At 41.2% G+C, this 25,848-nt stretch carries 24 protein-coding genes; 12 read left to right on the forward strand and 12 right to left on the reverse strand.

The features are described 5' to 3' along the window. Positions 1–18: 18 nt before the first annotated feature. The 4 genes from PCIT_RS01030 to PCIT_RS01045 form a co-directional block, all read right to left on the reverse strand. Positions 19–2,712 (reverse strand): ATP-binding protein, encoded by a 2,694-nt coding sequence (locus PCIT_RS01030; RefSeq protein WP_162144405.1) that lies wholly within the window; start codon positions 2,710–2,712, stop codon positions 19–21. Between the two features lie 153 nt (positions 2,713–2,865). After that, the gene (locus tag PCIT_RS01035) at positions 2,866–3,882 is read right to left on the reverse strand and encodes a fatty acid desaturase (RefSeq protein WP_010364769.1); all 1,017 of its coding nucleotides are present in this window, start codon (positions 3,880–3,882) and stop codon (positions 2,866–2,868) included. Positions 3,883–4,250: 368 nt separating this feature from the next. Next, positions 4,251–4,940, reverse strand: a complete 690-nt coding sequence (locus PCIT_RS01040; protein WP_010364770.1) for an aspartate/glutamate racemase family protein — start codon at positions 4,938–4,940, stop codon at positions 4,251–4,253. Between the two features lies 1 nt (position 4,941). Continuing rightward, positions 4,942–5,601, reverse strand: a complete 660-nt coding sequence (locus tag PCIT_RS01045; RefSeq protein ID WP_010364771.1) for a glutathione S-transferase family protein — start codon at positions 5,599–5,601, stop codon at positions 4,942–4,944. 112 nt (positions 5,602–5,713) lie between these two features. On the opposite strand from PCIT_RS01045, the gene PCIT_RS01050 reads away from it, so the two are divergent. The 7 genes from PCIT_RS01050 (at position 5,714) to PCIT_RS01080 (ending at position 12,390) form a co-directional block, all read left to right on the forward strand. After that, a complete protein-coding gene (locus PCIT_RS01050) occupies positions 5,714–6,565 on the forward strand; it encodes a LysR family transcriptional regulator (RefSeq protein ID WP_010364772.1) in 852 nt (283 codons plus the stop codon). A 135-nt stretch (positions 6,566–6,700) separates the two neighbouring features. Then, a complete protein-coding gene (locus PCIT_RS01055) occupies positions 6,701–7,288 on the forward strand; it encodes a hypothetical protein (protein WP_010364773.1) in 588 nt (195 codons plus the stop codon). A 194-nt stretch (positions 7,289–7,482) separates the two neighbouring features. After that, the gene (locus PCIT_RS01060; RefSeq protein WP_010364774.1) at positions 7,483–8,526 is read left to right on the forward strand and encodes a type III polyketide synthase; all 1,044 of its coding nucleotides are present in this window, start codon (positions 7,483–7,485) and stop codon (positions 8,524–8,526) included. A gap of 179 nt (positions 8,527–8,705) precedes the next feature. After that, positions 8,706–9,410 (forward strand): spondin domain-containing protein, encoded by a 705-nt coding sequence (locus tag PCIT_RS01065; protein ID WP_010364775.1) that lies wholly within the window; start codon positions 8,706–8,708, stop codon positions 9,408–9,410. Positions 9,411–9,420: 10 nt separating this feature from the next. Next, complete coding sequence (locus PCIT_RS01070; protein WP_010364776.1) at positions 9,421–10,134, forward strand: spondin domain-containing protein; 714 nt, start codon at positions 9,421–9,423, stop codon at positions 10,132–10,134. A 39-nt stretch (positions 10,135–10,173) separates the two neighbouring features. Beyond that, entirely contained in the window at positions 10,174–10,896 is a 723-nt protein-coding gene (locus PCIT_RS01075) for a response regulator transcription factor (protein ID WP_010364777.1), read from the forward strand. Positions 10,897–10,899: 3 nt separating this feature from the next. After that, positions 10,900–12,390 carry a sensor histidine kinase gene (locus PCIT_RS01080; protein WP_010364778.1) on the forward strand — a complete coding sequence of 497 codons (1,491 nt, stop codon included), beginning with the start codon at positions 10,900–10,902 and terminating at the stop codon, positions 12,388–12,390. Positions 12,391–12,534: 144 nt separating this feature from the next. On the opposite strand, the gene PCIT_RS01085 is transcribed toward PCIT_RS01080, so the two are convergent. From PCIT_RS01085 to PCIT_RS01100, 4 genes are all read right to left on the reverse strand, one after another. After that, a complete protein-coding gene (locus PCIT_RS01085) occupies positions 12,535–13,227 on the reverse strand; it encodes an outer membrane beta-barrel protein (protein ID WP_010364779.1) in 693 nt (230 codons plus the stop codon). Between the two features lie 294 nt (positions 13,228–13,521). After that, positions 13,522–14,214, reverse strand: coding sequence for a response regulator (locus PCIT_RS01090; RefSeq protein WP_010364780.1), 693 nt, complete (start codon positions 14,212–14,214; stop codon positions 13,522–13,524). 15 nt (positions 14,215–14,229) lie between these two features. After that, complete coding sequence (locus tag PCIT_RS01095) at positions 14,230–15,771, reverse strand: ATP-binding protein (RefSeq protein WP_010364781.1); 1,542 nt, start codon at positions 15,769–15,771, stop codon at positions 14,230–14,232. 11 nt (positions 15,772–15,782) lie between these two features. After that, positions 15,783–17,303 carry a cytochrome-c peroxidase gene (locus PCIT_RS01100; protein WP_010364782.1) on the reverse strand — a complete coding sequence of 507 codons (1,521 nt, stop codon included), beginning with the start codon at positions 17,301–17,303 and terminating at the stop codon, positions 15,783–15,785. Positions 17,304–17,500: 197 nt separating this feature from the next. Between PCIT_RS01100 and PCIT_RS01105 the strand changes: the two genes are divergently transcribed. Continuing rightward, entirely contained in the window at positions 17,501–17,950 is a 450-nt protein-coding gene (locus PCIT_RS01105) for a hypothetical protein (protein ID WP_010364783.1), read from the forward strand. A gap of 30 nt (positions 17,951–17,980) precedes the next feature. Here the strand turns inward: PCIT_RS01105 and PCIT_RS01110 are convergent, their stop codons facing one another. Next, positions 17,981–18,208, reverse strand: coding sequence for a hypothetical protein (locus tag PCIT_RS01110; RefSeq protein WP_010364784.1), 228 nt, complete (start codon positions 18,206–18,208; stop codon positions 17,981–17,983). 145 nt (positions 18,209–18,353) lie between these two features. Here PCIT_RS01110 and PCIT_RS01115 point away from each other — a divergent pair, with 145 nt between their 5' ends. Beyond that, the gene (locus PCIT_RS01115) at positions 18,354–19,043 is read left to right on the forward strand and encodes a hypothetical protein (protein ID WP_010364785.1); all 690 of its coding nucleotides are present in this window, start codon (positions 18,354–18,356) and stop codon (positions 19,041–19,043) included. A gap of 85 nt (positions 19,044–19,128) precedes the next feature. Next, entirely contained in the window at positions 19,129–21,141 is a 2,013-nt protein-coding gene (locus tag PCIT_RS01120; protein WP_010364786.1) for a GAF domain-containing hybrid sensor histidine kinase/response regulator, read from the forward strand. Positions 21,142–21,150: 9 nt separating this feature from the next. Here PCIT_RS01120 and PCIT_RS01125 read toward each other — a convergent pair whose 3' ends face one another. The 3 genes from PCIT_RS01125 to PCIT_RS01135 form a co-directional block, all read right to left on the reverse strand. Then, entirely contained in the window at positions 21,151–21,864 is a 714-nt protein-coding gene (locus PCIT_RS01125; RefSeq protein ID WP_010364787.1) for an SIR2 family NAD-dependent protein deacylase, read from the reverse strand. Further along, positions 21,861–22,319: a hypothetical protein gene (locus PCIT_RS01130; protein ID WP_010364788.1), complete on the reverse strand. Its 459-nt coding sequence runs from the start codon at positions 22,317–22,319 to the stop codon at positions 21,861–21,863. Before PCIT_RS01130 ends, PCIT_RS01125 begins: the two co-directional genes overlap by 4 nt. Before the next feature lie 157 nt (positions 22,320–22,476). After that, on the reverse strand, positions 22,477–23,373 hold the full coding sequence (locus PCIT_RS01135) for a DMT family transporter (RefSeq protein WP_010364789.1): 897 nt from the start codon (positions 23,371–23,373) through the stop codon (positions 22,477–22,479). Between the two features lie 332 nt (positions 23,374–23,705). Between PCIT_RS01135 and PCIT_RS01140 the strand changes: the two genes are divergently transcribed. Next, positions 23,706–24,074, forward strand: a complete 369-nt coding sequence (locus tag PCIT_RS01140; RefSeq protein WP_010364791.1) for a hypothetical protein — start codon at positions 23,706–23,708, stop codon at positions 24,072–24,074. Positions 24,075–24,146: 72 nt separating this feature from the next. Continuing rightward, positions 24,147–25,772 carry a methyl-accepting chemotaxis protein gene (locus tag PCIT_RS01145; protein WP_010364792.1) on the forward strand — a complete coding sequence of 542 codons (1,626 nt, stop codon included), beginning with the start codon at positions 24,147–24,149 and terminating at the stop codon, positions 25,770–25,772. The last annotated feature ends 76 nt before the right edge of the window (positions 25,773–25,848 follow it).

Consider the following 25,848-nt stretch of genomic DNA (forward strand, 5'->3'; position numbering starts at 1 on the left):
ATCCAATACAAAGTCGATTTAATTCGCATACTTTGCAAGTACCCGCTCCAAGTCACTTTGTTGATAGGGCTTATGAATAAAATCTTCAATACCTAATAGCGCAGCTTGTTGTTTTTCTTCTTTGCCTACACTCGCACTCAGGATCACGATTGAAATATGCTTGAGATTCTCATCATTCTTTATATGTTTAGAGGCAGTGAAGCCATCCATGACCGGCATTTGTAGGTCCATTAAAATTAAATCTGGCTTTTGTAGTTTTAAATAATTTAGCGCCTGTTGCCCATCATTAGCAAAATCACACCCAAGCCCTAAATTTCGTAAATGCTTTTGCACCACAATTTGGTTGATCTTATTGTCTTCAACAACCAGTACTTTCATATTTTCATAGTCGTAAACTTGCTGTACGACCTCAGCCTCATGATGCGCTAATGCTGCTTGTAACTCTGTCACCCCCTTGAGTTTTAATACAACGGTAAACTCACTCCCAACACCTTCTTGGCTCTCAACCGTTATTTCACCCTGCATTAATCGACAAAGCTGCTTTACAATAGAGAGTCCCAGACCCGTACCGCCATACTTTCGTGTGGTTGAGCTTTGTGCTTGTGCAAATGCATTAAACAACCGCTGTTGGTCCTCAGCTTTAATACCAATACCAGTATCAATGACCTTAATCGTTAGCACCTTATACCCATCGTCTTGTTCAATACACTTACAATCGATCTGAATGCTGCCTTTGGGTGTAAATTTAAGTGCGTTATTGAGTAAGTTAATTAATATTTGCTTAAAACGAAGCTCATCACCTTCAACACGCGCCGTATACTGTTCGTCATGCGTAAATTCTATTTTAATCGATTTCTCAGCAGCTAAATGTGAAAGCATTCCAATCACGGAACTCGTCACTTCTTCGGGCTTGAAGACTTTTGAGTCAAGGTCTAATTGCCCTGCCTGCATTTTAGAAAAATCAAGCACGTCATTGACGGTACTTAACAATATTGCTGATGCGTCGCTGATCCGTGCTAAATAATCTAGCGCAACTTGGTCTTCCGTTTCTTTAGTAGCCAACTCAGTAAACCCGACAATGGCATTTAACGGCGTGCGATACTCATGACTGACATTGGCCAAAAACAGGTTTTTTGCATCGTTTGCTAATATCAGTTCACTGTTTTTTTCAGTTAACTCTTGAGTACTGGCCTTAACTTTTTTTTCTAAGCTGGCATTAAAGGAGACAATAAAAAAGACAAACATCACGCAGATAACGCCTAATAGGCACCCGACAAGCACAATGATAAAGTCGACCCAATTAATTAAGCTAACCGCAAAGCTATCAGTGCTCGAAAATTTAATGACCCCCTGTTTATCAAACAAAGCGAATTTAACGTGATGGGTAATAAAGTGTTCATCAATATAATACGGATGGGTAAATACATTTCCCTCACCAAAGCTAATTTGATACGTAAATACAGCTTCTTCATTTGATGTATACATAGGATCAAGTAATAACTTTAACTCAAGCACGACTTCCACAAGCCCAAGTAAAGAATCTAGATTCGCCGCCTGCCCCTTTTTAAAAATCGGATAATAAACCACAACGCCATCTTTTTTGTCTTGCTGTTGTACTAGCGCAAAAATATCTGTCACTGCAAAATCTTGACTCGCGATCGCCTGCTTAATGCTCTTTCCTGCGATGGGGTGAGTAGACACATCAAGCCCAATTACTGACTGGTTGTCTTGTAATGGCGAAGTAAAATAAATGGGTAAATAGTAGGGCTGGTTCGGTGCAGCTTGAAACCCTGTTGACGTTAACTGTTTAATCCCCTTGTTATCTGAGTAGAGCGTTTTCATACTAGATTCAAACTGTGGCCTACCCTGCTCGGTCACTAAAGGTATCCAACCAATAGCACGTACCTTAACGGAGGTATTTTGAATAATAGAGGTAAATGCACTAAATTCTTGTTGGTTCACTTGCTCACTAGCCTGAAAGTACGCTTCAAGTGCTTTTAAATACAACTTAATCGTTGATTGCGTACTGTTGATTTGCTCAACAAATGAGGCCGTCCCATTTACAAATTGCTGTTTTTGATCTCGCTCATAATCATGATTAGAGACATAGTACACAAAACAAATAAGTGAAAAGCTCAACAAGCTAGTAATAATTGCAGCAGCTGCTTTACGAGCTTTTTTAACGAATATATTCGGATATAAAAATAAAAAAACCGGCGTTAATAATACAATACTTAATGAGTCCCCCACCCATTTTGTCACCCCAATATACAGTAATGTTTGTTGTGGAAGGACCAAGAAATAGCTCAAAATACAATACATCAGTGTACTTGTTACGAATGTGGCAACAGGCCCTGTAAGTAGTAAGAATTTAATGATTTCATAAGGCACTGAGATGCGAATAGGCACTTGAGAAAACAGTAAAACTAACCTGCGACTGACAACAAGTTGCACAGTACTCAACAAGGCGAGAGCATAAGCGGCTTCTACTGGTAAACTTGTGATTAACGGGTCTTGCGAAAGTGAAAAAAGCAAAGAGATGAAAACCCCAACCAAAATTGGCCAGCCTTTTAACAAATACAACCCAAGAGCGATCCCCGCCGCAGGCCAGATCACACTCGCATATCCAAACGGGACTAAAAACTGACTACCAAATTTGACAAGCAAAAAGTGTGTAACACACGCAAAAAAAACAACAGCTAGCTTATTCAAGTTACCCACCCTATTCCATAGACGCTGACAAAATTACACCATGAATATATGTATAAATAATGTAGTTGACCCCAATTTAGACCCAGCTATCGCTCATCAAAGTATAGTGTAAATTCTGTCTAGCCTCCTGTTGAAACATTGCAAAGGTTCAGGTTACTCGTGTTTGACTGACGCTGTCTCTGTCGCATGGTAAAAGTTAGCCCGTTGAAGGCTGTGGATATCATTAAAACGTACACCATGACGTTTCATAACCGGCAATATCCGCCGACTAATTAATTGGCGGATATAAAAAGGTTGATTGGGTAAAAAGTGATGTATGGTGTGTGTGTACCCAAAATTAAAGCAAAATAACTGAAACGGTGCAAATACCCAATGGGTAAGCACTTGGGTTTGCTGTAATAAATTACGCACGCCTCCGTAATAATGCATAGAGGAGGTGACAAAGTTCAAGCTTGAAGAGCGAATAATATTTGGCGCTATTAAGATCACCATTAAAAAATCGACCCACACCATCCCCTGAATTAGCCATGTAGGGTAAGTAACTGTGCCTTGTTGCAGCCAATCAAAGCCATGGAAAAGAATAAATCCATATAAGATACCAAAATACGCAGTAGTAATTGGAAAACCAGCATTGAAAACGGTAAAAAACCCAAAGCCATCTACTTCTCGTTGAAGTTGCTTTCGAGAGATGATTAACCCTAATAAACCGTCAACAATTGCGATAAACCTAAATACGGGGTTTTTTGCTCCATTTCCAACCAAGCGCTCCTCTAAATCTTGTTCAGTTCCCGAGACTTTATGATGATGTAAATGAATCGTTCGTCGATACCAAGGGTTCACCGTATTTGGTCGCATTAACCACACTATCAACATCATCGCGTTATGGATCAGGGGATGGCGTTTAAAATACAGTTTGTGGATCAAGTCATGTTCGACCTCATGGGCGATAGATGTCAAAAGCGCGATGGTAAATATGCTCAACCAAGCAGGTAAATACGATATATAATACAACCACGCTACACCTAGCATACCTGACAGAGACACTAGTAAAAACAACGCTCCAAGTATATTTTGATAAGCCAAAATCGAAAATTGTGACCGTACTCGCTGCTCTTCGGTTTTAATTGTTTGCACAATAGCTTGAATGTGCTGATTAGGTGACGTATCCATAGCTCAAATTTAATAGGGCTGATGAACTTGATAATAACCTAACAACTTACTAAATCAATCGGCTAATGGCCTGTTATTCATATTAATTATGCACTTAAAGTATGAACCTATCTTGATAACCTCAGCTCTGGATAAGCGAATTTGCCCAATAAAGCTATTTTTCTCACTCTCGGCGTTGCTTTCATTTGTAATAGCCCGCTATAACTGCACAAAAGCGCCTTGATATTGAGCAAAATATCATCATTGGATTGTACGTAAGTTTGTTTTCAAAACATTTTCTATTCCAAAACCCTTATCCAAACCTGAGGTTAGAAAACAACAGTATTAACTTCCATTGTTAATACTGTTGACATGACCCAAACACACCATCAACTTAAAGCAAACTCTACCGCGGCATTAGCATGAATTTCAGCCGTATCGAACAAGGGAATATCTGTATCTTGCTGAGAGATTAATAACCCTATTTCAGTGCAGCCTAACACCACGCCTTGTACCCCCTGATGTTGTAACGAGTTAATGATATCAAGATACTGTCGTTTAGAATCATCCCTAATATCACCCAAGCATAACTGTTGATAAATAATATCGTGAATTACTTTCTGCTCTGCATTGGTAGGTACCAAGACATCAACACCTCGCTGCTCTAGCCTTGATGTATAAAAAGTCTCGCTCATCGTGAACCTTGTGCCAAGCAAAGCCACTTTGGTCACGCCTTTAGCAATAAGTACCTGCGCTGTCGCATCTGCGATATGTATTAAAGGCAAAGACACCGCCGCAGCAATATCATCTGCTACTTTATGCATGGTATTAGTGCATATCATAATACACTGTGCTCCAGCGGCTTCTAAACTGCGTGCTGAGCCTTTTAATAAGTCAGCACTTAACTGCCAATCACCAGCTTGTTGCATCGCTTCTACCTCTGCAAAATCAACACTGTTCAACACAATTTTCGCACTGTGTAAGCCGCCTAAACGCGCTTTAATCCCCTGATTAATTATTCGATAATAGCTGGCCGTAGACTCCCAACTCATGCCGCCAATTAAGCCTATTGTTTTCATATTATGACTCCCGTTCTTGGCCCGCTTCATCAATCGCAACAATGTCCGTTTCTTTTAGTGCATCAGCTATCCAACATTGTAAATCAGAACAATTTAACACTGTTTTCATATAGCGTGATGCATCTTGATTTAAAGTAATGCCATAGGTTTTAAAGCGTAAAGCCACTGGCGCAAACATGGCATCAACGATTGACCACTGCCCAAATAACCATTCTCCTTGCTGAGTATATGTTTGAACTTGCTCACTCCATATTTGCTCTATCCGAGCAATGTCTTTTTTAGCTTGTTCGCTTAACTCAACATACCGTGTTGCACGAATATTCATCGGCATCTCATTGCGAACGCCATTAAAGCCTGAGTGCATTTCGCACGCCAATGCACGCGCTTTTGCTCGCATCAACTGTTCAGATGGCCAGCCAGTACCCGACATGTAAGCTTCGTTGATATATTCACAAATTGCCAGCGAATCCCATACCGCGATATCATTATCAATTAACGTGGGTACTTTTAAAGCTGGAGTCACACTCTCAAGGCGCTTATAAAACTCAGGCGTATCTAAAATAAGCTTTACCTCGCTAAAGTTAACCCCTGATTTAGCAAGCATTAACCATGCTCGCAATGACCATGATGAATAATTTTTGTTCCCTATAAATAGCTGCATAGCCTGACCTTACCTTATTTAAGTGACTATTAACTTAACCACTATTTTTGATACTGACTAACGGATTATTTTGATATAACCTATCAACATATCTGATAGGTTAAGAGATGTTATGGATATTGATGCATTAAGAAGTTTTCTCGCGTTTGTCGAAACAGGCAGCTTTACCCGTGCGGCAAAGCAAGTTCACAGAACACAATCGGCCATCAGTATGCAGATGAAAAAGTTGGAGCACGATTTAAATAAAACACTCTTTCAAAAACAAGGTAGGCTGCTCAACTTGTCACACGATGGTCAAATATTTGCGCGCTACGCCAAACAGTTAGTGCAATTACATGACGAAACCTTACAACAAATGAATACAGCTCAGCCAAGTACATTACTGCGCTTAGGCTGCCCTGACGATTATGCTGAATCAGTATTACCAATACTCGTTTCCTTACTTCACGCCTATTGGCCCAATCTCGATTTGCAAATTACTTGCACACCCAGTAATAGAGTCAAAATTATGATCGACAGCGGTCATCTCGATTTAGGGATCATTACCCGGGGTTCAGAAATAGAAGAAGGTTATAAATTAGAATCCAGCCCCGGTGTATGGACACACAACCCACTGTTTAACGCCCATTGTCAAACCCCATTACCCATTGCCATATTTCAACGCGATTGTCGCTTTCATCAATCAGCAACTGACGGGCTACATAAACAAAACCGTGCTTTTGAAATCGTTGCATGCAGCGGCAGTGCAAGTGCACAACGCGGCATTGTCAGAAGTGGTCTTGCAATTGGTGCTATGGCGCAGCTCAGTATTGGAGACCTAACACCTTTAACGTGTGACACGCTACCAGCTTTACCTATCGTTGATATTGTCTTGATCCGCGCCAGCAGCAGTCAAAACCCAGTCACCGATGTTGCGTGTGCAGAACTATGTGAGCGCTACATCATGCAAACCAGAAAAAATTAACACCTTTTTACCCAAGTACACATCTATTAAGTGTTCTGTCAGCAAGCAAACTTACAATGGATGACATGTAATGAATTATTACTGTGATTGAGCAATTCATTTTGCAGCGTCAAACTAAGTTTAAAGGATCAAACAATGAAGCCACATACTACGATTAAAGCGCGGCACTCTATGTCCGTCAGACCCAAAAGCCAACATACAACACAAAATATCACGTCTTTTTTTCAACACCACCTTTTCAAAAAGAACAGCGAACTACAATCGCTCAAAGAAGAAAACCAGCACCTCAAGTTACAACTGTGCCGGTATAAAGCTTTAACGAATAAATTTTTTGAAAAGTTACAGCGAATAAAAGCGCGATCACAGTTACAGCTCCTTACTCTTTCTTCAGTAAATAAACGCTTAGAACGACATGTTAGCCGATTACAACGATTATCCATTCAGCTGATCAGACACCGCTCTCAATCACAGCAACAACTTAATCAACAACGTATTACGATACAAAACATTCAGCACACTTTAACCACAAAAAATCATGAACTCATTACAGCAGCACACAGCTATACACAGTTGGTGTCTGGCCATACATGTTGTAAAGCTGAACTTCAAAATAGCAACCAAAGTAATCATCAATTACAAAAAAGAAATTTTCGATTACGTGTGGGTATTGCAGCATTAGTCACTATTAACTTAACTCTACTGACAGTACTGATACTTTTATGAGGGCTCGGTGCCTATGAAGTAGCTTGTACTTTAAACAACTCAATATGCTCTTGTTATACGTAAAAAACAATATTGTTATTTAATTGTTATAATTTCGTTATGAATTAAATAACAAAATACTCCAACCTTAATGCAACCAACGAGGTAAGTGGCTAGTGCACAAACCTCTATACAACTTGATTAAGGAAAATAACATGCCCACACTCGCCAGACCTGCCATATTACACCCTGAAAATATTGTCACTAACCAAGATATGTTGTCGTTTTTAGATAACTTGCATCATGACGCGCCACACAAGCAGCAAGCTTTCAAAATGATCAAAAATTCAGCCATTGAAAAACGACATATGATATTGCCACTTGAGCAAATTTTAACGTTACAAGATTTTGGCGAACGAGGTGCCATTTATGAGCTGCAAGCCCGAGACATGGCATGTCAAGCTGCTAAAAAAGCGTTAGATCAAGCTTTATTAAAGCCCAAAGACATAACAATGGTGGTAGTTACATCTTGTACTGGATTTATGATGCCGTCGTTAACCGCCTGCTTGATTAATGACTTAGATTTACCAGCAACAACCATTCAGCTACCAATTGCACAGCTTGGTTGCGTTGCTGGTGCATCCGCCATCAACCGCGCTACAGAGCACTGTAAAGCATCAAGGCGTAATAATGTGCTGATCGTTGCCTTAGAAACCTCGTCATTGTGTTTTCATCGCAGCGCAGATCGACTGCAAGATTTTATTACCGACTCATTATTTGGAGATGGTGTTGCCGCCGTCGTCATGCGCGCAGATAACGATTGCAGCGGGTTTCATGTCACGCACAATCAAAGTTGCTTTATGCGTGATACCGAAGCCTATATACAATACACATTAACCGATTCTGGATTTAAGTTTTCGCTAGATAAAGACGTGATGCACTCTATCTCCAAAGCGGCGCCACACATTGACGAATTTATTACCAATAATGCAAAAAAGAAGCCTAACGAATTAGATTTTTATATCTTTCACACCGGTGGAAGACGTATCCAAGACGAAGTAACTAGCTGCTTAGCACTATCAGATGATGCACTAACGCATTCTCGCGCATGCCTAAGAGATACAGGCAATACCTCAAGTGTTGCAGTCATCGATGTACTTGCACGGCAATTCTCTCAAAGAAGCAGCATGGAACAAGGTATTTTAGCTGCATTTGGCCCAGGATTTACCACAGAAATGGCGCTGGGCTATTGGCAATAAAATTATTTATTAAAATTAAGTCGCACTCATATGCGACTTTTTATACCAAAATCAACAACTAAAAGTACTGTGACTAACTTGCGCCAAGATTGTGATAAAAACGTGATATTTCGGTGAAGCCCGCGAGACATTTCACTTGCATTCTTAGTCCTGTCATAACAACCAAGAAAGAGAATATCATGAAGGCAAAATTACTATCACTTGTATGCACGAGCAGTTTATTGGCAATGTCAGCAGCACATGCCGCTGATATAGATGTAAAAATCACTAACCTCACCCAAGGGATTTACTTCACACCAATATTAATCGGTGCGCATAGTAGTGATGCACATTTATTCCAAACAGGCCAAGCTGCCTCTGATGCGCTTCAAGCCATGGCAGAAGGGGGTAGCATTGATGCACTGTCAGCAACACTTGATAGTATCAATGCCAATAAATTAGCCAACCCAGCCGAAGGCTTATTAGCACCAGCGAGTACAACAATGGGCAGCTTAACAACCACAGACAGTAATACAACCTTGTCTATTGTCGCTATGATGTTGCCAACTAATGACGGTTTTGTTGGCCTAGACGGTTGGACAATCCCAACGGAGGCTGGCACTTACCACATATATCTAAATGCATATGATGCAGGCACCGAAGCGAATAACGAATTAGTCGTTGATGGCTCTGGTGCACCGGGTACTCCTGGGATCCCAGCCTCTCCAGGCGCAGCACCGGGCACCCAAGGCAGCGGCCTAACAACCATGGAAACCAACACTATGGTGCACATTCATCGCGGTAACGTTGGTGATGATGAAGCCATTGGTGGAAAAAGCGACTTACACAACACGGTTCACCGCTGGTTAAACCCTGTTGCTAAAGTGACAGTAACGGTTAAATAAGGGGCATATTATGAATAAGTTTACCCCCATCATTCCACTTGCTTGTTTGTTATTAGCTGCATGTGGCAGCGATAATGATAACAATACGACAATCACTCCGGTACCACCTACTCCAGAGCCTGAACCAACACAGTATGAGTTTAAAGTTACAGCGCTTAATTTAACCAATGCTCAACCACTATCACCGCTTGGCGCGGCATTACACACCAGTGGTCAATTTTGGACAATAGGTGAAATGGCCAGTGAAGAACTAGAGAAATTGGCCGAGGGTGGCGATAATTCAGGGCTGCTTGGCTTGTCTGTTGTTAACGCCTCTACATCAGGTGATGCACCGCTTGGGCCAGGTAAAATGACCGAGCTAATGCTGACGACAACAAGTTTAACTGATCAAAAAATCTCGTTAATTAGCATGATGGTGAATACAAATGATGGCTTTACCGGTCTTAATAGCATCGATGTGTCTCACATGGCGGTAGGCGACTACGCCAAAATGCACACCCGAGCCTATGATTCAGGGACAGAAGCTAACTCAGAAAGCAGTGGCTCAATGCCTGGCCCAGCAGACGGTGGAGAAGGCTTTAATGCAGTGCGTGATGACATTGATAAAGTGGCTATGCACCTTGGTGTCGTAAGTAATGATGATGGATTAAGTACGTCAGTACTAACCTCTGAGCATAAATTCGACAACCCGCTCATGGCCGTAACCATAACAAGAGTTAAATAACGCCTATACGCACTGTGTGGGCGATAAAAAGGCCACATTATGCAACAACAGGTACTGATTGTAGAAGACGACCAAGATATTGCGCGTCTTCTACAAGTTCATTTAACTGAATTATCATTGGACGTTGATCATGTGTTTGATGGAGAAAGCGCAATGGATAAGTTACAACAAGGAAATTATGCCATTGTGCTACTCGATATTATGCTGCCAGGTGTTGATGGCTTAACGCTCTGTAGAGAAATTAAGACCTCTACTCCTCATATTAGCGTTGTGTTATTAACGTCTAAAAGCAGTGAAATGGACCGCATTATTGGACTCGAGATGGGCGCTGATGACTACATTTGTAAACCGTTCAGTTATCGAGAATTCCAAGCCAGAATGAAAGCACAACTGCGGCATATACGGTTACTTCAAGCCACAGAAAATCAACATGCGCAAACCGAACAAGCCCCCTTACAGCTCGGTCGATTGAGTATTGATACTGTCTGTCATGAGGCCAATTTGGGGGCTCAAGTTTTGGATTTAACTGCAACAGAATTTGAGCTACTACATTTTTTTGCAGCGCACCCGAGTCAAGTTTTTTCGAGAACGCAACTACTTGAATCAGTCTGGGGTTATCAACATTCGGGTTACGAACACACCGTAAACTCACACATAAATAGGTTGCGCAGTAAACTTGAAAAGTATGGCGGGCAAGGCGTAATTGAAACCGTCTGGGGCGTCGGCTATAAGCTCAACGCTAAACAACTAACACAGGCTTAAGCCATGAAACTGTCTTTATATCATAAACTTGCTATGTCGCTGGCTGGTATTTTCATTTTAATTGCGTCTTTATTTATTTGGTGGACACAAGCCCTATCACAAGTATCGCGTGCCCAAGCGGAACAACAGCTTCATATGGGGCTAGCGGAACACCTAGTCGGCGACAACCCATTACTCAAACAGGGTGTTTATGATTACAAAGCACTTGAAAACTTATTTCACACTTTAATGGTACTTGGTCCGTCATTTGAATTTTACTTTGTCGATCCAAGTGGACAATTACTTACCTACTCAGCCAAACCCGGCGAAGTCAAACGTCAGAATATTAATCTTGTGCCACTCATTAAATTAATTGAGCAACCCGAACAACTTCCCGTATATGGTGACGATCCGCGTAGCGAATGTGGAGAAAAAATATTTTCGGTCGCCCCTGTGTATAATGGTGATACTCTGCAAGGCTATTTATACGTTATTATCGGCTCAAAGCTCTATGACTCAATTATCAGTAATGTAAAAGGTAATGACCAATTAATTATGGGACTAAGCTGGCTAGGTCTGGCCTTGGGATTTTTACTCACCGCATTGTTGCTACTTTTTAAATATTTAACCCGCCCCGTTGCTGCGTTAACTGAACACATACAACAATTAGAACACGCACAATTTGATATCAGTAAAATCACCTTACTTGATTGGAATAAAGCCCATAGCAACGAAGTGCACCAACTTGGCGATAGTGTCAATAACATGGTCAAAACCATTGACTTTCAAGTAAAGCAACTTGCTGAATTAGATGATCAACGCCGCCAATTATTGGCGCACTTATCTCATGACTTACGTACCCCTTTGGCATCATTGCAAGGCTACCTCGAAATTATTTCGCTGAAAAAACATGATCCAGAGCAACAAGCCCTGCATTTGGGGGTTGCACTAAAAAACTGCGACCAACTCAAATCTCTCATTGACCAAATCTTTGAATTAGCCCACTTAGAGTCTGGCCATGCAAACGTGCAGTTTGAAGTCTTCAACTTGGGGGAACTGTTGTACGATGTAATGGCTAAATTTGCAATTCGCGCTGAGAAATTGGGCATCTCATTAACGATATCGCCTACTGTCTGTGACATAAAAGCCTATTCGGATATTGGTAAACTAGAGCGGATCCTGACCAATTTAATCGAAAATGCACTGCGTCATACCGATGAACATGGCGCAATCTCTATAGAAGTGAGTCAACATGGTGATCACCTTGCTGTCTCGGTCAGTGATACCGGAGTGGGAATTTCAGCAAAAGAGCTCCCTTACATTTTTGAAGCCCGCTATCGAGCCAGTAACTCTAAAGGCTGTAAAAAGTCTCATGCGGGCCTTGGTCTTGCTATCACTGAGCGGTTAATTAAACTCCTTCAAACTGAAATTAAAGTACAGAGTAAAGTCGGTGTGGGCACTGAATTTAGCTTTCAGTTAAGAGAAGCTGAACCCTACAATGAAAAAGCCGAGTAACACTAGGTCGGGTTTGTAATAAACAGGGCAAGCTATCCCCTTCTCTACGGCCTATTTATTATTTTTTAGAGGGAGTGACGCATTGACTTAAGGTTGACTCATAGTGCATGAATCAATGAGCTTTGCATACTCCCTTAAACTACTTTAAAACTGCCAACCGAGGATAAACGAGGCCTCTTTTACATCATGTTGGTAGCTACGAGAAATACTGTCTATCTCTACGTATACGTCGCTTTCGTTAATTCTCATTAGTGAATACTCAAAGCCAACATACCAGTTTTCAGTTATTTGGTGTTCCAAACCAACTGAATAAAATACATCATTACCACTTTTTTGCATGTCATACCCAGCTCTGGAGAAGGTCAGTCTTGCAGGTGTCGATGCTTGATAACCCCACTGGGCTATACCCAGCCTCATATTGACTGACAGCGTATCAAATAAACGTGTTTGAGCTTTAATACCCAGCCGGGTAGACTCAAGCTCAATTGGAACGGGTAATTTATAACTTGAAATAGGTTCTATTTTTTCACCGCTCACTTGAAAAGATGGGTAATCTAAAGGCGCATAAACATTCATTGTCACTTCGTTTTTGCCGTCTCCATGAAAATGCTTTGAAAGCTCAAAAGAAATATAGTCAGAGAACTTTACACCAACTCTCACACCCAAAGAGTTCGTCACAAGATCTGATGAATAGTGCTTTTTCTTATTGTTAAGCTCAATACTAGAATGAATATCGTTCTGAGATTTACCCAGTAATAGCTCAGAACTGAACTGCATTTGCGCATAGCTAGATAAAGGCAGTAATAAAGCGGCTACACCTAAAATAGAATATTTCATTTTTCCTCATCATTTAGTTATGTCTAGATTGGACTTTTGACAGAAGTTTACACATTTCCCATGAACCTATTAAGTGAAGCAAAATAGGTACATCGCATTTTCACACTCCTCCACCTTGATGTAAAGCTCGAATTGGAGGCGCAGCTAAACTGCGATCAATTATCGACTAAGGGGATTTTTATAAAAGGCGGGAGGTGAAGTTAACCCATGAGGTAATTCATCTTGCTTACCACTGCATATATAGATCAAATACAGCAGTGATTAAATAATCTACTACGTGATTTACGCCACCAATTACTCGCTTTGTGCCTCAAACTTATAGCCAGCACCATAAATTGAATGAATAAACTCATGCTCAGGCGCAATACCGTGTAACTTTTTGCGGATTTTCTTTATATGGCTATCAATGGTGCGGTCACTGACAATGCGATCATCATCATAAATATGATCCATCAACTTATCACGGCTGTATATCCGCCCTGGATGAGCTTGCATTGACTTTAAAAGTAAAAATTCAACATGGGTGAGGCTTACGCTACTGGTCAAAAATGACGCAAACAACGTGTCTTCATTAAGCTTAAGCTTATCTTCAATATCATGCTTGTGACCGTTGTTGTTTAATGCCACTCGACGCAATACCGCTTTCACACGAGCCACCACTTCTCTCGGGCTATAGGGTTTGCATACATAATCATCTGCACCAATTTCTAAACCAAGTAGCCGATCAATCTCTTCTACTTTTGCGGTCGTCATTATGATTGGTACTGTCGACTTGGCTCTCACCATTTTACAAATTTCAATACCATCTACATTCGGTAACATGATATCCAGTAAAATTAAATGCGGATCAAATGTCGAGAAAGCACTTTCAGCATCAGCACCATCCGCCACAATGTGCGTCTCATATTCTGCTTTTACTAAGTACTTACTCAGAATATCTGCCAGCTTAGGCTCATCTTCAACAATTAATATGCGTGTTTTATCCAAAGGTTGCAGTCCGTTTTAGTGAGTAAACTCCATTATAATAGCGAGTCCACCTAGATCACTCAAGTCTGCACGAATAGTTCCTTGATGGCCCTCAACAATACTGGTACAAATTGCCAGACCAAGTCCTGAGCCACCCGTTTGACGTGTTCTAGCATTGTCGACCCGGTAAAGGCGATCAAATAGCATCGGCAGTTGTTCAGATGTAACGCTTGGCGAGCTATCTTGCCATATAACCTGCGTTTTCTCCGACGTTTGCGTCACACTAATACTTAATTGACCATTTTTCTCCTCTGACACATCGGTATAACGCATGGTGTTTTGTAGTAAGTTATCAAATAACTGGCTGATCCGTTGCGGATCGCAGTGTAGCGTTAGCTTATCTGCACAATTGACTGTTACCTCAAATAACGACAATTCACTTCGGCGCTTATCAATACAACGGTTTAATACGCCACTCAATTCACATGGCATCATATTATATGTCAACGCGCCTCGGTCTGATAATGACAGCTGATGTAAATCATCCACCAAATTAGTCAGCCGCTCAATTTCTTCATACAACGAACTTAATTGCGCTTCATCAGTGTCAATAACGCCGTCGATCATACCTTCTAATTCCGCTCGGATCACTGCGATAGGCGTACGTAACTCATGAGAAATATCTGCGATCCACTGTTGTCTCGCCGTTTGGTTTTGCGCTAACGTATCCGCTAACTTATTCATATCTCTAGCTAAAAGCCCTAACTCATCGCGCCGATCTAGTTTAACCTTATGCTCATAATCACCTCCAGCCAGTCGCTTGGCTGTGCGACGTAATCTGATAATTGGCTGTACTAGGTACTTACTAAATGGAATGGCCAATATAACTGTTACCAATAGGGCGATAAGCGCAATATGTAAAAACTGCTGTTCTTGCTGTTTAGCAAACATCGCATCAAAGCGCGATGTGACCAAGGTGCCATTTTCAATACCAATAAAGCCAATTAAATCACCTTGCCCACGCGTTTTCACAGAGTCATCACCAGTGTACATTGGCAACCATAACGCGGCCTGTGCCATCGTCGCCTTGCCAATTAGCAGCTGACCATCTGGTGACTTAAATATCAATCTATTTGGCAATGATTTTGCCCCCCGTTTAGGAGGTAGCTTACGGTCCCCGCGAGGCCCTCCTTTCGCTGGGCGGCGCTGCTCTGACCCATCAAACTCTTGCTTTGGTCCTCTCTTGGGTCGATAGTCTTTGCCTTTTTTGTATTCAGGTGGTCTGCCTTTGCGTCGGGCCGGCTTGTTACTCTCTACCCCGTTGACTTGGTGGTAAAGTTGAATAATCTCGCTTAACTCAGGCGAGCGATGCTTCACCCAAGAGAAGCCATTGCGTGCCTTATACGTCTCTACTACTTTAACAATTACCGTGTGCATTTTTTCTCGTGCATTACTTTGCACATACTGTGCAAAGCTTTTTTCAAATGCAATTTGATTGGCAATGTAAATCGCTAACACCAGTGCCGAGTTAGCAATTAATATCATCAACAGTAATTTGACACGTATAGTCACTTTCATGGAGTTACACTTTATCCTTTATGACGAGATAGTACATTTAAACGCAAGTTATCTGGGTCGACAGTTTTAGGGCCTGGGATCCATTTTTGTAAACACCGTTTATCCTTAGCGCAATTGTCGGTTAATGCGCGTAAAAATGCTACTAAGTCTTTTTGCTGAGCACTATCAAGCGGTGCCGCAACAAAAGGAGAGCTTTGCAACAAGGTTAAGGCTGCTTGACTGTTCACTCGGGCATTCGCATTAAGTAACTCACATTGACTACTTTGCGCAAATTGCTTTAACCCACACGCACCGCCGCGTTCAAAAAAAGCATCAATGGCTGTTTCAGGATCAACATAATGTGCTACCACCTGCTCTAATGTTTCATAAGCACCTGCATGCCCATACGGAGCAGTTAATTCAATATTCAATAAACTCGGTACTCTAAATGCAAATTGATTTTGTATTTGCGGGTCTATCAACCCTCGGCCTAAATCTGCATTGTCATCATTTTTACCAATACCATACTGTGGAAAAGCAAGGTTGAAAAAGCCATCATTGGTAAAACGCTCGCCACCATGGCAGTTAACACATCCAGCTCCTCCCTCTGCAGCTTGGGTAAAAAAGAGTTTAGCCCCTCGTTTTTGCGCTGGTTTTAACGCATTTTTATTCCCTTTAACATAACGATTCCAATTATTATCAACTAACGTCAGTGAAGATTGGTATTGCCCTAACGCCAAATCAATACTGTCAAATGTAATAAGCGAAGGTGCATCGGCTTCACTGTTAAAGGCTTTTCTAAATTCTGCTAACCACGCATTGGTCGCCAACCCCCCAGACTCCACACCATAATCTCCAATCCGTTGTGCTAAGTGACTGCGTACATCGTCATTTGTCTGCGCATCATTAAATGCGCTACCACGCATTTCTTGTACTGACGTCACCGGAAAACGTGAAAGAGCTTCAACTAATGAGTCCCCAGCATTACTATCCGCAAGCCCAAACCCAGAATCAGGCGTACTAATAAATGTGCTGACATTACCCGCTTCATCTTCTTGGCTTACTTGTTCGACTCTACCATCCCAGAACAACGCTTTGGTGGCTAATCCAACGTTAAATATTGTTGGTGAGTTTCTCGGAATATCTATTTCATCATTCATAGCCTGACGACTCAAACCGACCGTGTCAGCATCAATGGCATTCACGCCAATAGGAAGACTGAGTGAGTCACCCCCACCTAGTTTCGGGTGATGGCAACTCGCGCACGCAACACTTTTCTCGCCGCCCAACGCTTTACTAAAAAATAGCTGCATACCAAGTTGAGGAATTGGATCATTTATATTTGGTGCACTACTTTGTCCAGCGACATGCCCCGTTATCCCAAACTGGGTGATCAAGGCACTTAATTCATTATCAAGCTCATTTGCTATTTGTGGCGGCTTAGTTGGTGTTGGTGCTCTTTTATTTTGTGGCGACGGTTGTGAGGCAGCGGCACTGCCCACAAATACAGTTAACGCAGCGAAAGCGCTCAGGAAGTAACGTTGCTTGCTCATCATAGTACACCCAGCATATTTAAGACTTCGGAACCTGAACAGTGACAACAAAAAGTGCAAATAATGTGAAAGTAATGTAGAAATAGGCAATAATAAATCTGCCTAAAAATGACTTGTATTTGCGCGTTATACACAGCGTTCAGAATGTCATTCTTAACAAGGTAAATGTATCTTAGCGCCAAACCAAGGAGGTTAAAATGGCATTGTCCTCACAACAAACGGGACGTTATTTGTTAATATTTTGCGCTTTAATCGCACTTTTCACAGCCATTGCACACTTATCATGTATTGTCTTTGGTGAACAATGTTACCGTGCTCAATTAGCGCCCAGCGCTATCATTGAATCAGCGATTGACGGGACGCTTTTCGCCCCTCTGGCGACGGTCGTGATATCGAGTATATTTACGCTCTGTGCATTGTATGCACTAGCCGGCGCACGCTTACTCCCGCAGCTACCATTAACCCGTATCGCAATTTATATCATTGGCGCTATTTGTGTACTACGAGGTTTAGCTACTTTGCCTCTAGTACTCAGTCATCCAGAGATGGCAAATACATTCGCCATCATAGCGGGGGTTTTGTGGTTTTTATGTGGCGTAAGCTACTTGGTAGGTTATAGACTTATACAGTGTGATGAGCCACTATAACCCCCATGATAATATCGCCGAAAACACCGTCTACTCATCACTTTGTGTTTGTTTTTTTCGTTGCTCCTGCTTCGCTTTAGCAACGTTTTTAAAGACGGTTGGTGGTATAGGAAATAACGAAATAAGGGGCATAAACGCAATAAAGATATATGCCCCTTTTGGCATCCCTTTTGCCCATTTAACCAGGCTCCATAACATAAATGCTGCAAATGGTATCACTAGAGCACCAACAATAACTTTTAAAACGAAAATATCCATCTATGATTTTTCCCTCACAATCAGCGATTAGGTAAACTAGTCAATGGTGTTTATTGACTTAAATACAAGCTAATTTAAATACACGCCTTTAGATTTTGGGAGTTTTCGCATAGCATACCCACTTACTATAAAAGCGAGGTATATCGTGGATCCAAGCGTCTCTGCACTTATTGCTCTCATTAAACAACAAGATTTATCTGCCGTGAGTGAGCTTTATGCTCAATCAAGTTCGTTAGAGAATATAGCCCAATTAAAGTTTCTTTATCACAGTGCACAGCAAAACGCTCAGGTGTATAGTTTTTACCAAGATTTATGTACTCAACTGTGTAAAACGAAACCGTTACCTCAAGGGGTAATTGCGGGCATTAATGATCAATCCCGTCTTACTTTTTTTACCCCAGCCCTTAAGTTCAACAATGGGTTTTCACTAATCAATGAGCAAGGCAATACTGCACTGCATATATTGTTTTCCAACCCGCAGAATGTTGTTCCACCATTTAACTATATTCGTTCACTGTTATTGTTTGAAAGCAATGAAGGCCTTACACATGCGCTCAAGCTTCGAAATAATCAACAACTCACTACCATTGAATGCTATTTTGCTTATAACCCACACTTTAATGATTTACCTGCGCACGAATTCTCTGCGGTACTGGCCTTAATTGAAGCGCAAACACAGTTATTACCCCAACAGCCACACGTATTAACCGCAATTTGTCACAAACTAAAGTCATCCAAGCATGTCCACCAGCTTGATGAGAGGAATCATCGTATTTTGCTGTTGGCAAGTACCTATCAAGTTTCTACCTCGACAGTATGTGGCTTATTAAAATAATATATTCAAACCATTAACCGTTCCTCGCTTTTTAGTTAGGCTTCGTTATACTGCCAAAAGTTGCTGCTTAGGAAGGCATATGCCCATGAATAAATTAAAACTCTTACATTCAATCACAGCTGATCATACATTGCCATTTGAGCAAAAAATACAAGAACTACTGCAGCTTGGATGTCGTATCTTTAATTGCCAAGTTGCTATTGTGAGTCGCATAGAAGCACAACAGTACTATGTTGAACATGTCCATACGCCCGATAATAGTCTGCCTGTTGGGGCACAATTCCCTTTAGGTGAAACCTATTGCTGCCATACATTAGAAGCAAACTCATCGCTCGCTTTTGATCACGCTAGCGAGAGCCGTATTGCCACCCACCCTTGTTATTTAAACTTTGGTTTAGAAAGTTACATCGGTGCCCCGTTGCAAGTGCAAGGACAACGTTATGGTACGGTTAATTTCTCCTCAGCGGATATACATGCAGGTAAGTTTACTCAGGACGACCACGACTTTGTGTGGCTATTGTCACAATGGATAGGGAATGAAATCACCCGAAACCACTCCTTACTCCTCTCTACACAAAACCAAGAAATACAACAAGCGATGGGAGAACTCGCTATTATTGGTGGATGGCAAGTAAACCTTGCCAATAATACAGTTATTTGGACCGATACTACTCGTGCAATTCACGAGGTAACTGATGACTTTCAGCCGACAGTAGAGACCGCAATAGAGTTTTATCAAAAACAAGATCGAGAGACCGTCGCACAATTAGTCACCACGGCAATTGAGGTAGGCACACCTTGGAAAGCTGAGTTTTTGTTAAATACAGCAATGGGGAACCAGGTTTGGATTGAAACCCAAGGCAAAGCGGTATTTGAAAATGGCCAATGTGTGCGCTTATATGGGGCAATACAAAATGTTGATGAACGGGTTAAAACACGCATTGCATTAACCGAGCAAAAAGAACTCGCTGAACGCATGTTACAAACCCGAAGCCTATTTTTAGCCAATGTCAGCCATGAGCTTCGTACGCCAATGAATGGCATTGTGGGTATGTTACAACTATTAGAGCAGTCGTCTTTAGATGATACACAAAAAAATATGCTCGATGTGGCATCTCGCAGCACACAATCCCTTACCCGTTTACTGAATGACTTTTTAGATTTTTCAAAAATAGACGCAGGTATGCTGTCGTTAGAACAAACGGAATTTGAATTGCCGCATTTGATTAATGGTCTTAAAGTCGCTTATCAAACTCAATGTAACGAAAAAGGCATTGGATTAGAGTTTAATTTAACGAATTTGAAGCATCAGCATCTAATTGGTGATCCTGTACGAGTAAAGCAAGTGCTGCAAAACCTTATAAGTAATGCCATTAAATTTACTGCGCAAGGACACATTAATATTACGCTTTGCAGTGTTGAACATGACGGTAGGTGTATCATCAACGGCCAAGTATCCGATTCAGGTATTGGTATGAGTGAAACCGTACAAAATACGTTGTTCTCTCCCTTCTCCCAAGCCGACCAAAGCACAACTCGCCAATACGGGGGAACAGGTCTCGGTCTCTCTATTGTTAAGCGGTTATGTGAGCTGATGTCAGGCACAATCAGTGTCAGCAGTGAATTTGGTATTGGCAGTACCTTTAGTTTTACACTGGTATTGGGCATAGGTGAAGCACCTAATCATGTCTTAAATGATGTAAATAACCTGCAACAGATCCCAGATAACTTCAAAGCACTGGTGGTTGAAGATAATGCGGTAAACCGTATTGTACTCGCGCAAATACTGAAAAAGTGGCAGATACGTTATGAATTTGCCTTTGATGGAGAGCAAGCCTTAGCACGCTTAGATCAAGCTCTCGACGACCCTTATGATGTGATCTTAATGGACTGTCAAATGCCCATTATGGATGGCTACCAAGCAACTCAGGCAATACGCCAACGAGAAAGCCAAGATAGCAACACCCATATCATCGCACTCACAGCGAATGCAATGAGTGGAGAAGCCAAAAAATGCTTTGCTGCTGGTATGGATGATTACCTTGCCAAACCTATTGATATAAAAGCGTTACATAAAGCAATTTGTAACGCTTTGTAAAGCTGAATGTTATCTGTTGATATACTCAAGTGCCGTCATCTGAAAATATTCAACCTGATCGTATAAAACATGCATAGGCTCAGGATCGACAACTTCGATAGGGATCCCCCTGCGCCTTGCAATATCTAGGGCAATTTGAGTAATATTAACGCTAAAAGAGGTACCTATAAATACCATTTTACTAGCATGCTGCATTTGCTGTTCTGCCAAGCTGATTTGATACAACTCGGTGTAATATTCATCAAATAGTAAAACGTAAGGCTTCAATGATTTATTTAATTGCGGACCTTTAGAGCCAATTTTAAATACCGATAATAATGACTCTGCCAAACAGGTTTCATCGACGTCATCCCAAGGCGCCCTTTGCCGAGCAACCTCATCACCTTGAGTATGAAACACCGTGACTTGGTCTAGTCGGCCATGTATAGAGATGTAATTATCATTACCCGCTTTACCATCCAGCCCATCAATATTCTGGGTAATAAGCTGCTTATTTGCTAACCAAGCATGTACTTCATTTGCACCATGGTCACGATATCGTGCAAAGCGATGGTAATACCAAGTTAAAAACTCTCGGGGCTTTTCTTGATACATTTGACGAGTCGCCATTTCTTGAGGCGTATAGTTTTTGCTGCCTATGGTCCAAAAACCTTCAGAGCCTCTAAAAGTTGGGATCCCACTTTGCGCACTAACGCCTGCACCGGTAATATATAAAGTCGTCAAACTGGTTCACTCTCTTGTTTTGATAATACACAATCCGTGATATTAAATGCTTGTAGCTCCCCTCCTGTAGACTTATCCCTTGTACACGCATAGCTCAACGCATCGACAGCCCCTTTGCCAAAGTCCATAGCCGCAATCGCCCACTTAGCACCAGAGCCAATTGCCCAATTTTGTTCAAGTGGTTCTAAGTATTTAAATCCTCGCCTCACCTCGCCAAAAAATACCTTCATATGCTTATCAACCATCAAAAACTCGCAGGTAATTGGCTTAAATTTTCCCTCATGCCAGTGCTGTTTTAAATGGTATATCTCGGCGCAATTTCCCGTGGCAAACACCCTGCCTTGCTCTACATCAAAGTACTTTTTAGCATGCGCCGTTACGATACAATCGTGGGTTGTAGTATAGCTATCGGTACAAATTATCTGGCTGGGATAATGAAATGCAATGGTTGTCAAAAAGTGGCTCCGTCCTACGTAATTACTTATTCAATCTAACATTATTACTGACGCTATCATATCAATCGAGCTGAGCATTTAAAGGGCACAATGGCCCTTTCTTAATGTAATCCGCTTTTTAAAACATCAACGGTTAATTAGATTGGCTTCTACATATCTATGTCGCCGGTACATTCTTTTTACTGCCCACCCATTGTTCTCCAAAAGTAAACAGAGCTAGACTAAGTAAAATAATTGCTGCACCTACCAATAATGTCACCGTCAATGCTTCACCATTTAACCAACTTCCCAAAGCCACTGCAAAAGCTGGAGTTATCAAGGTTGTTAACGCAACCGTGCTCGCCGGCAATTTTTGTAAAATATGAAAGTAAGCTAAAAAACCAAGTAATGAGCCAAAAACCCCTAAATACACGGTTGCCAAAATAGAGCGCTCACTCCAAATTGCAGGGTTAAACTCTCCATTCATCACCCACCACACGATACCAAACAATGGTGTGACAAAGACTAAAGCACCAAATGTCGTTGCCATGGGGTGAACAGCAAGTTGGACACGTTTGGTCATTACGCCACTCAGGCTAAAGCAAGATACTGCCAAGAATACATATAACAATCCTAATGGCGGTACTTGAAAGGTTTGTATTTGCACTGCACAGATCAAATACAAGCCAAGAAGAGACAAACCCAAAGCAATCAATTTAACTAAAGTAAAGCGGGGCTCATTGAGTAACCTTTGAGCTAGCAAGCCAGATAAAATCGGCGCAATACCAAAAATCAATGAAATGACTCCAGACGGCACTGTTTTTGCCGCAAGGTAGCTCAATAACATGCCACCAAAAATACCTAAAGCGGAGTAACTGTATAAAGTACATGCCTGACGATGCCATGGCACACGAATTTTACTCATTGCAATAACGAGTCCTGCTAGCACTAACGCAATAGACATTCTCAAGAATACGCTTAAGGTCGCCGGCATAGTCTCACTACTCCATACAATACCGAGCGGGGTCGTTGACCAAATAAAAATAACAAAAATATACGATGCCTGTATTGGCATTAGATAGCTCCTTTAAAAAGGATGATAAAAGTGGGGGAGAATATAGACTCACTAACCGCTTCTAACATCACGGTTAGCCAAAAACTTAACCGCAGCGCATCCACGACAACACGACAAGTGTACTTTGCCATGGTCGATTAGAAAATGCTGTAGTTAGTAAGATCATTGTGTTTGTCAAAAATTGTACAAGGGTTACATTTGTATCAAAATTGAGGACTATGTCAACGCATAATCAGATATTATTTGCGATTAAGTTCGTTTTAGTCAGATAGACAGTATGGTAAAAATCGATAACATAGCGGATTGATTATCTATATAAAATTGGTACATCGATGATTATTATTGCTGTTATGCTTGTCATCACCCTGATCAAAACTTCACTCCTTGGGTTAGGCCTGATCAGCATTTTAATTGCGACCCTCTCACTTTTCATTATAAAGAAACTGTCACTTTCACACGACTTAACCCTAGCATTTACAAAAATATACAACATAGCCCTTTATGGACACCTAAGCCTTTATGCTATTTTATGTATTAAACTATTGTTTTTTAATGATGTTACTGATATTCCTGCCTTTATAGCCGGACATTTGATTATTCATCATATACTGAGTGGACTAACCTCGGTATTGCTGATGTTTTTTACTATTAAATTATATGTTAATCGCAAATCACTCATGAGTGCACAAAAAGTGCATTAAACGGTATAAAATTAGACAAATAGCCCACTGTCATCAACAATTGAGTGTGACTTACCTTTGAAGTGTGCCGTTATGAATATCAGATATAAAGTGACTCTCCCTGTTGTATGTGCGATGACTCTGATCCTTACCTGTAGTATTTTTAGTATTGTTCGTTTAGAACTGCTTATCCATCAATACCAAGAGTTATTCCAACAAGATATTCACCGCTTAAACCATATAGCCAGCTTAGAAACTGAGTTCAAAAGCCAAGTTCAAGCATGGAAAAATGTGTTGATCCGTAACGAAGAGAAATATTGGCAACAATTTGAAAAACATCATAATTCAATACAAAAAAGTGCCAAAGAAAGCCTAAATTTGCTAACCGGTGCTGACAGAGAACATATTGCGCTTCTTAAGCAAATAAAAAACCGACATAGCTCACTATTCCCTAAGTACGCAAACGCCTATGAGTCTTTTAAAACAACACAAAGTATTACCCAAACGGATAAGCAGGTTCGCGGTATAGACAGAGAAATGGCTTCTTTTTTACAAGAAACACGAGTTAAGGTTCAAAGCGCCTCAAATCAACATTTAGCGGCTATTAACGCTCAGCAAACACTGGTAATGACTGTTTATCCCATTATCGCGCTGATTATTTCATTGGTTGTTGTGGTTGTTATGTTACAACTACTGAAAAGAACTATTATCCTGCCACTTCGCGCACTTATTGCAAATACAGTACTGATATCACAAGGAAAATATGACCTGCCGATGAGCTACCCCTACCAAGATGAATTAGGAGATTTATCTAACGCCATTGTTGATATCAAGACGCATATTGTAGAAGCGGTTTCGAATATCACGGTGGTAAAAGGAGAAGTAGAGGAAGCGTTTGGTGAAATAGATAACGTCAGTGAACAGATCTCTCACGGCTCTAATGAGCAGGAGCGCTGTAGTGCTGATATGGAAAAAACAATCGCTGGTCTTGCTAATATTGCTGAACAACTGCAGCAGCATAGCCAAATGGCGCTTAACTCTACCAATACCGTTACCGACCAAGCAACACACTGTACAGAAATTGTTGATAACTCTGCTAGCAGTATGAAAGTGTTAGTGAGCGAAGTTGAAAAAACGTCTGCAGTCATACAAGATTTGGAACAACAAGCCGGCAGTGTCAGTTCAGTGCTAGATGTGATCAGCAGTATTGCAGAGCAAACCAATTTACTTGCACTAAACGCTGCAATTGAGGCAGCCAGAGCGGGTGAAGCAGGACGTGGCTTTGCTGTAGTAGCCGATGAAGTCCGCAGTCTAGCATCAAAAACACAACAGTCTACTTTAAGCATCACATCGGTCATTAATAATTTACAAAGCGCAGCACAAAATGCCGTCAATGCGATGCAAGAAGAAATTTCAATTACGACAAGAAACGCAGAACAAACAACACAAGCACAACAATCGTTAAAAGAAATTATGAAAGAAATGGAACAAATGACACACCTAAATAATCAGGTCGCTTCAGCGGCAGACCAGCAATCTCAGATCACCGAATCGTTACAACAAACCTTGCTTCAACTTCAAACAATATCAAATAATTATAAAGAACTAGCGCAAAGCGACAAAGTAAGTAAAACCGTCGCGAATGCCAACCATGACCTAAATATTATGGTCGAAAAGTTACGAGGAAACCTAGCACATCAAGAAGCTGAGCTATTTTAGGTAATGGAAAATATTACTTTTTAGAGCAACAACTGATCGTTCATAAATTAATCAGCGTACTTTCATTTAGTTCTTA

The sequence above is a fragment of the Pseudoalteromonas citrea genome (assembly GCF_000238375.3).
In the GTDB taxonomy this organism is placed as follows: domain Bacteria; phylum Pseudomonadota; class Gammaproteobacteria; order Enterobacterales; family Alteromonadaceae; genus Pseudoalteromonas; species Pseudoalteromonas citrea.

Bases quoted from the DNA above. Each gene is read 5' to 3' on its own strand.
- PCIT_RS01035 (WP_010364769.1), bottom strand. From the start codon at position 3,882: ATGGATACGTCACCTAATCAGCACATTCAAGCTATTGTGCAAACAATT.
- PCIT_RS01040 (WP_010364770.1), bottom strand. From the start codon at position 4,940: ATGAAAACAATAGGCTTAATTGGCGGCATGAGTTGGGAGTCTACGGCC.
- PCIT_RS01045 (WP_010364771.1), bottom strand. From the start codon at position 5,601: ATGCAGCTATTTATAGGGAACAAAAATTATTCATCATGGTCATTGCGA.
- PCIT_RS01050 (WP_010364772.1), top strand. From the start codon at position 5,714: ATGGATATTGATGCATTAAGAAGTTTTCTCGCGTTTGTCGAAACAGGC.
- PCIT_RS01055 (WP_010364773.1), top strand. From the start codon at position 6,701: ATGAAGCCACATACTACGATTAAAGCGCGGCACTCTATGTCCGTCAGA.
- PCIT_RS01060 (WP_010364774.1), top strand. From the start codon at position 7,483: ATGCCCACACTCGCCAGACCTGCCATATTACACCCTGAAAATATTGTC.
- PCIT_RS01065 (WP_010364775.1), top strand. From the start codon at position 8,706: ATGAAGGCAAAATTACTATCACTTGTATGCACGAGCAGTTTATTGGCA.
- PCIT_RS01070 (WP_010364776.1), top strand. From the start codon at position 9,421: ATGAATAAGTTTACCCCCATCATTCCACTTGCTTGTTTGTTATTAGCT.
- PCIT_RS01075 (WP_010364777.1), top strand. From the start codon at position 10,174: ATGCAACAACAGGTACTGATTGTAGAAGACGACCAAGATATTGCGCGT.
- PCIT_RS01080 (WP_010364778.1), top strand. From the start codon at position 10,900: ATGAAACTGTCTTTATATCATAAACTTGCTATGTCGCTGGCTGGTATT.
- PCIT_RS01085 (WP_010364779.1), bottom strand. From the start codon at position 13,227: ATGAAATATTCTATTTTAGGTGTAGCCGCTTTATTACTGCCTTTATCT.
- PCIT_RS01095 (WP_010364781.1), bottom strand. From the start codon at position 15,771: ATGAAAGTGACTATACGTGTCAAATTACTGTTGATGATATTAATTGCT.
- PCIT_RS01100 (WP_010364782.1), bottom strand. From the start codon at position 17,303: ATGAGCAAGCAACGTTACTTCCTGAGCGCTTTCGCTGCGTTAACTGTA.
- PCIT_RS01105 (WP_010364783.1), top strand. From the start codon at position 17,501: ATGGCATTGTCCTCACAACAAACGGGACGTTATTTGTTAATATTTTGC.
- PCIT_RS01110 (WP_010364784.1), bottom strand. From the start codon at position 18,208: ATGGATATTTTCGTTTTAAAAGTTATTGTTGGTGCTCTAGTGATACCA.
- PCIT_RS01120 (WP_010364786.1), top strand. From the start codon at position 19,129: ATGAATAAATTAAAACTCTTACATTCAATCACAGCTGATCATACATTG.
- PCIT_RS01135 (WP_010364789.1), bottom strand. From the start codon at position 23,373: ATGCCAATACAGGCATCGTATATTTTTGTTATTTTTATTTGGTCAACG.
- PCIT_RS01140 (WP_010364791.1), top strand. From the start codon at position 23,706: ATGATTATTATTGCTGTTATGCTTGTCATCACCCTGATCAAAACTTCA.
- PCIT_RS01145 (WP_010364792.1), top strand. From the start codon at position 24,147: ATGAATATCAGATATAAAGTGACTCTCCCTGTTGTATGTGCGATGACT.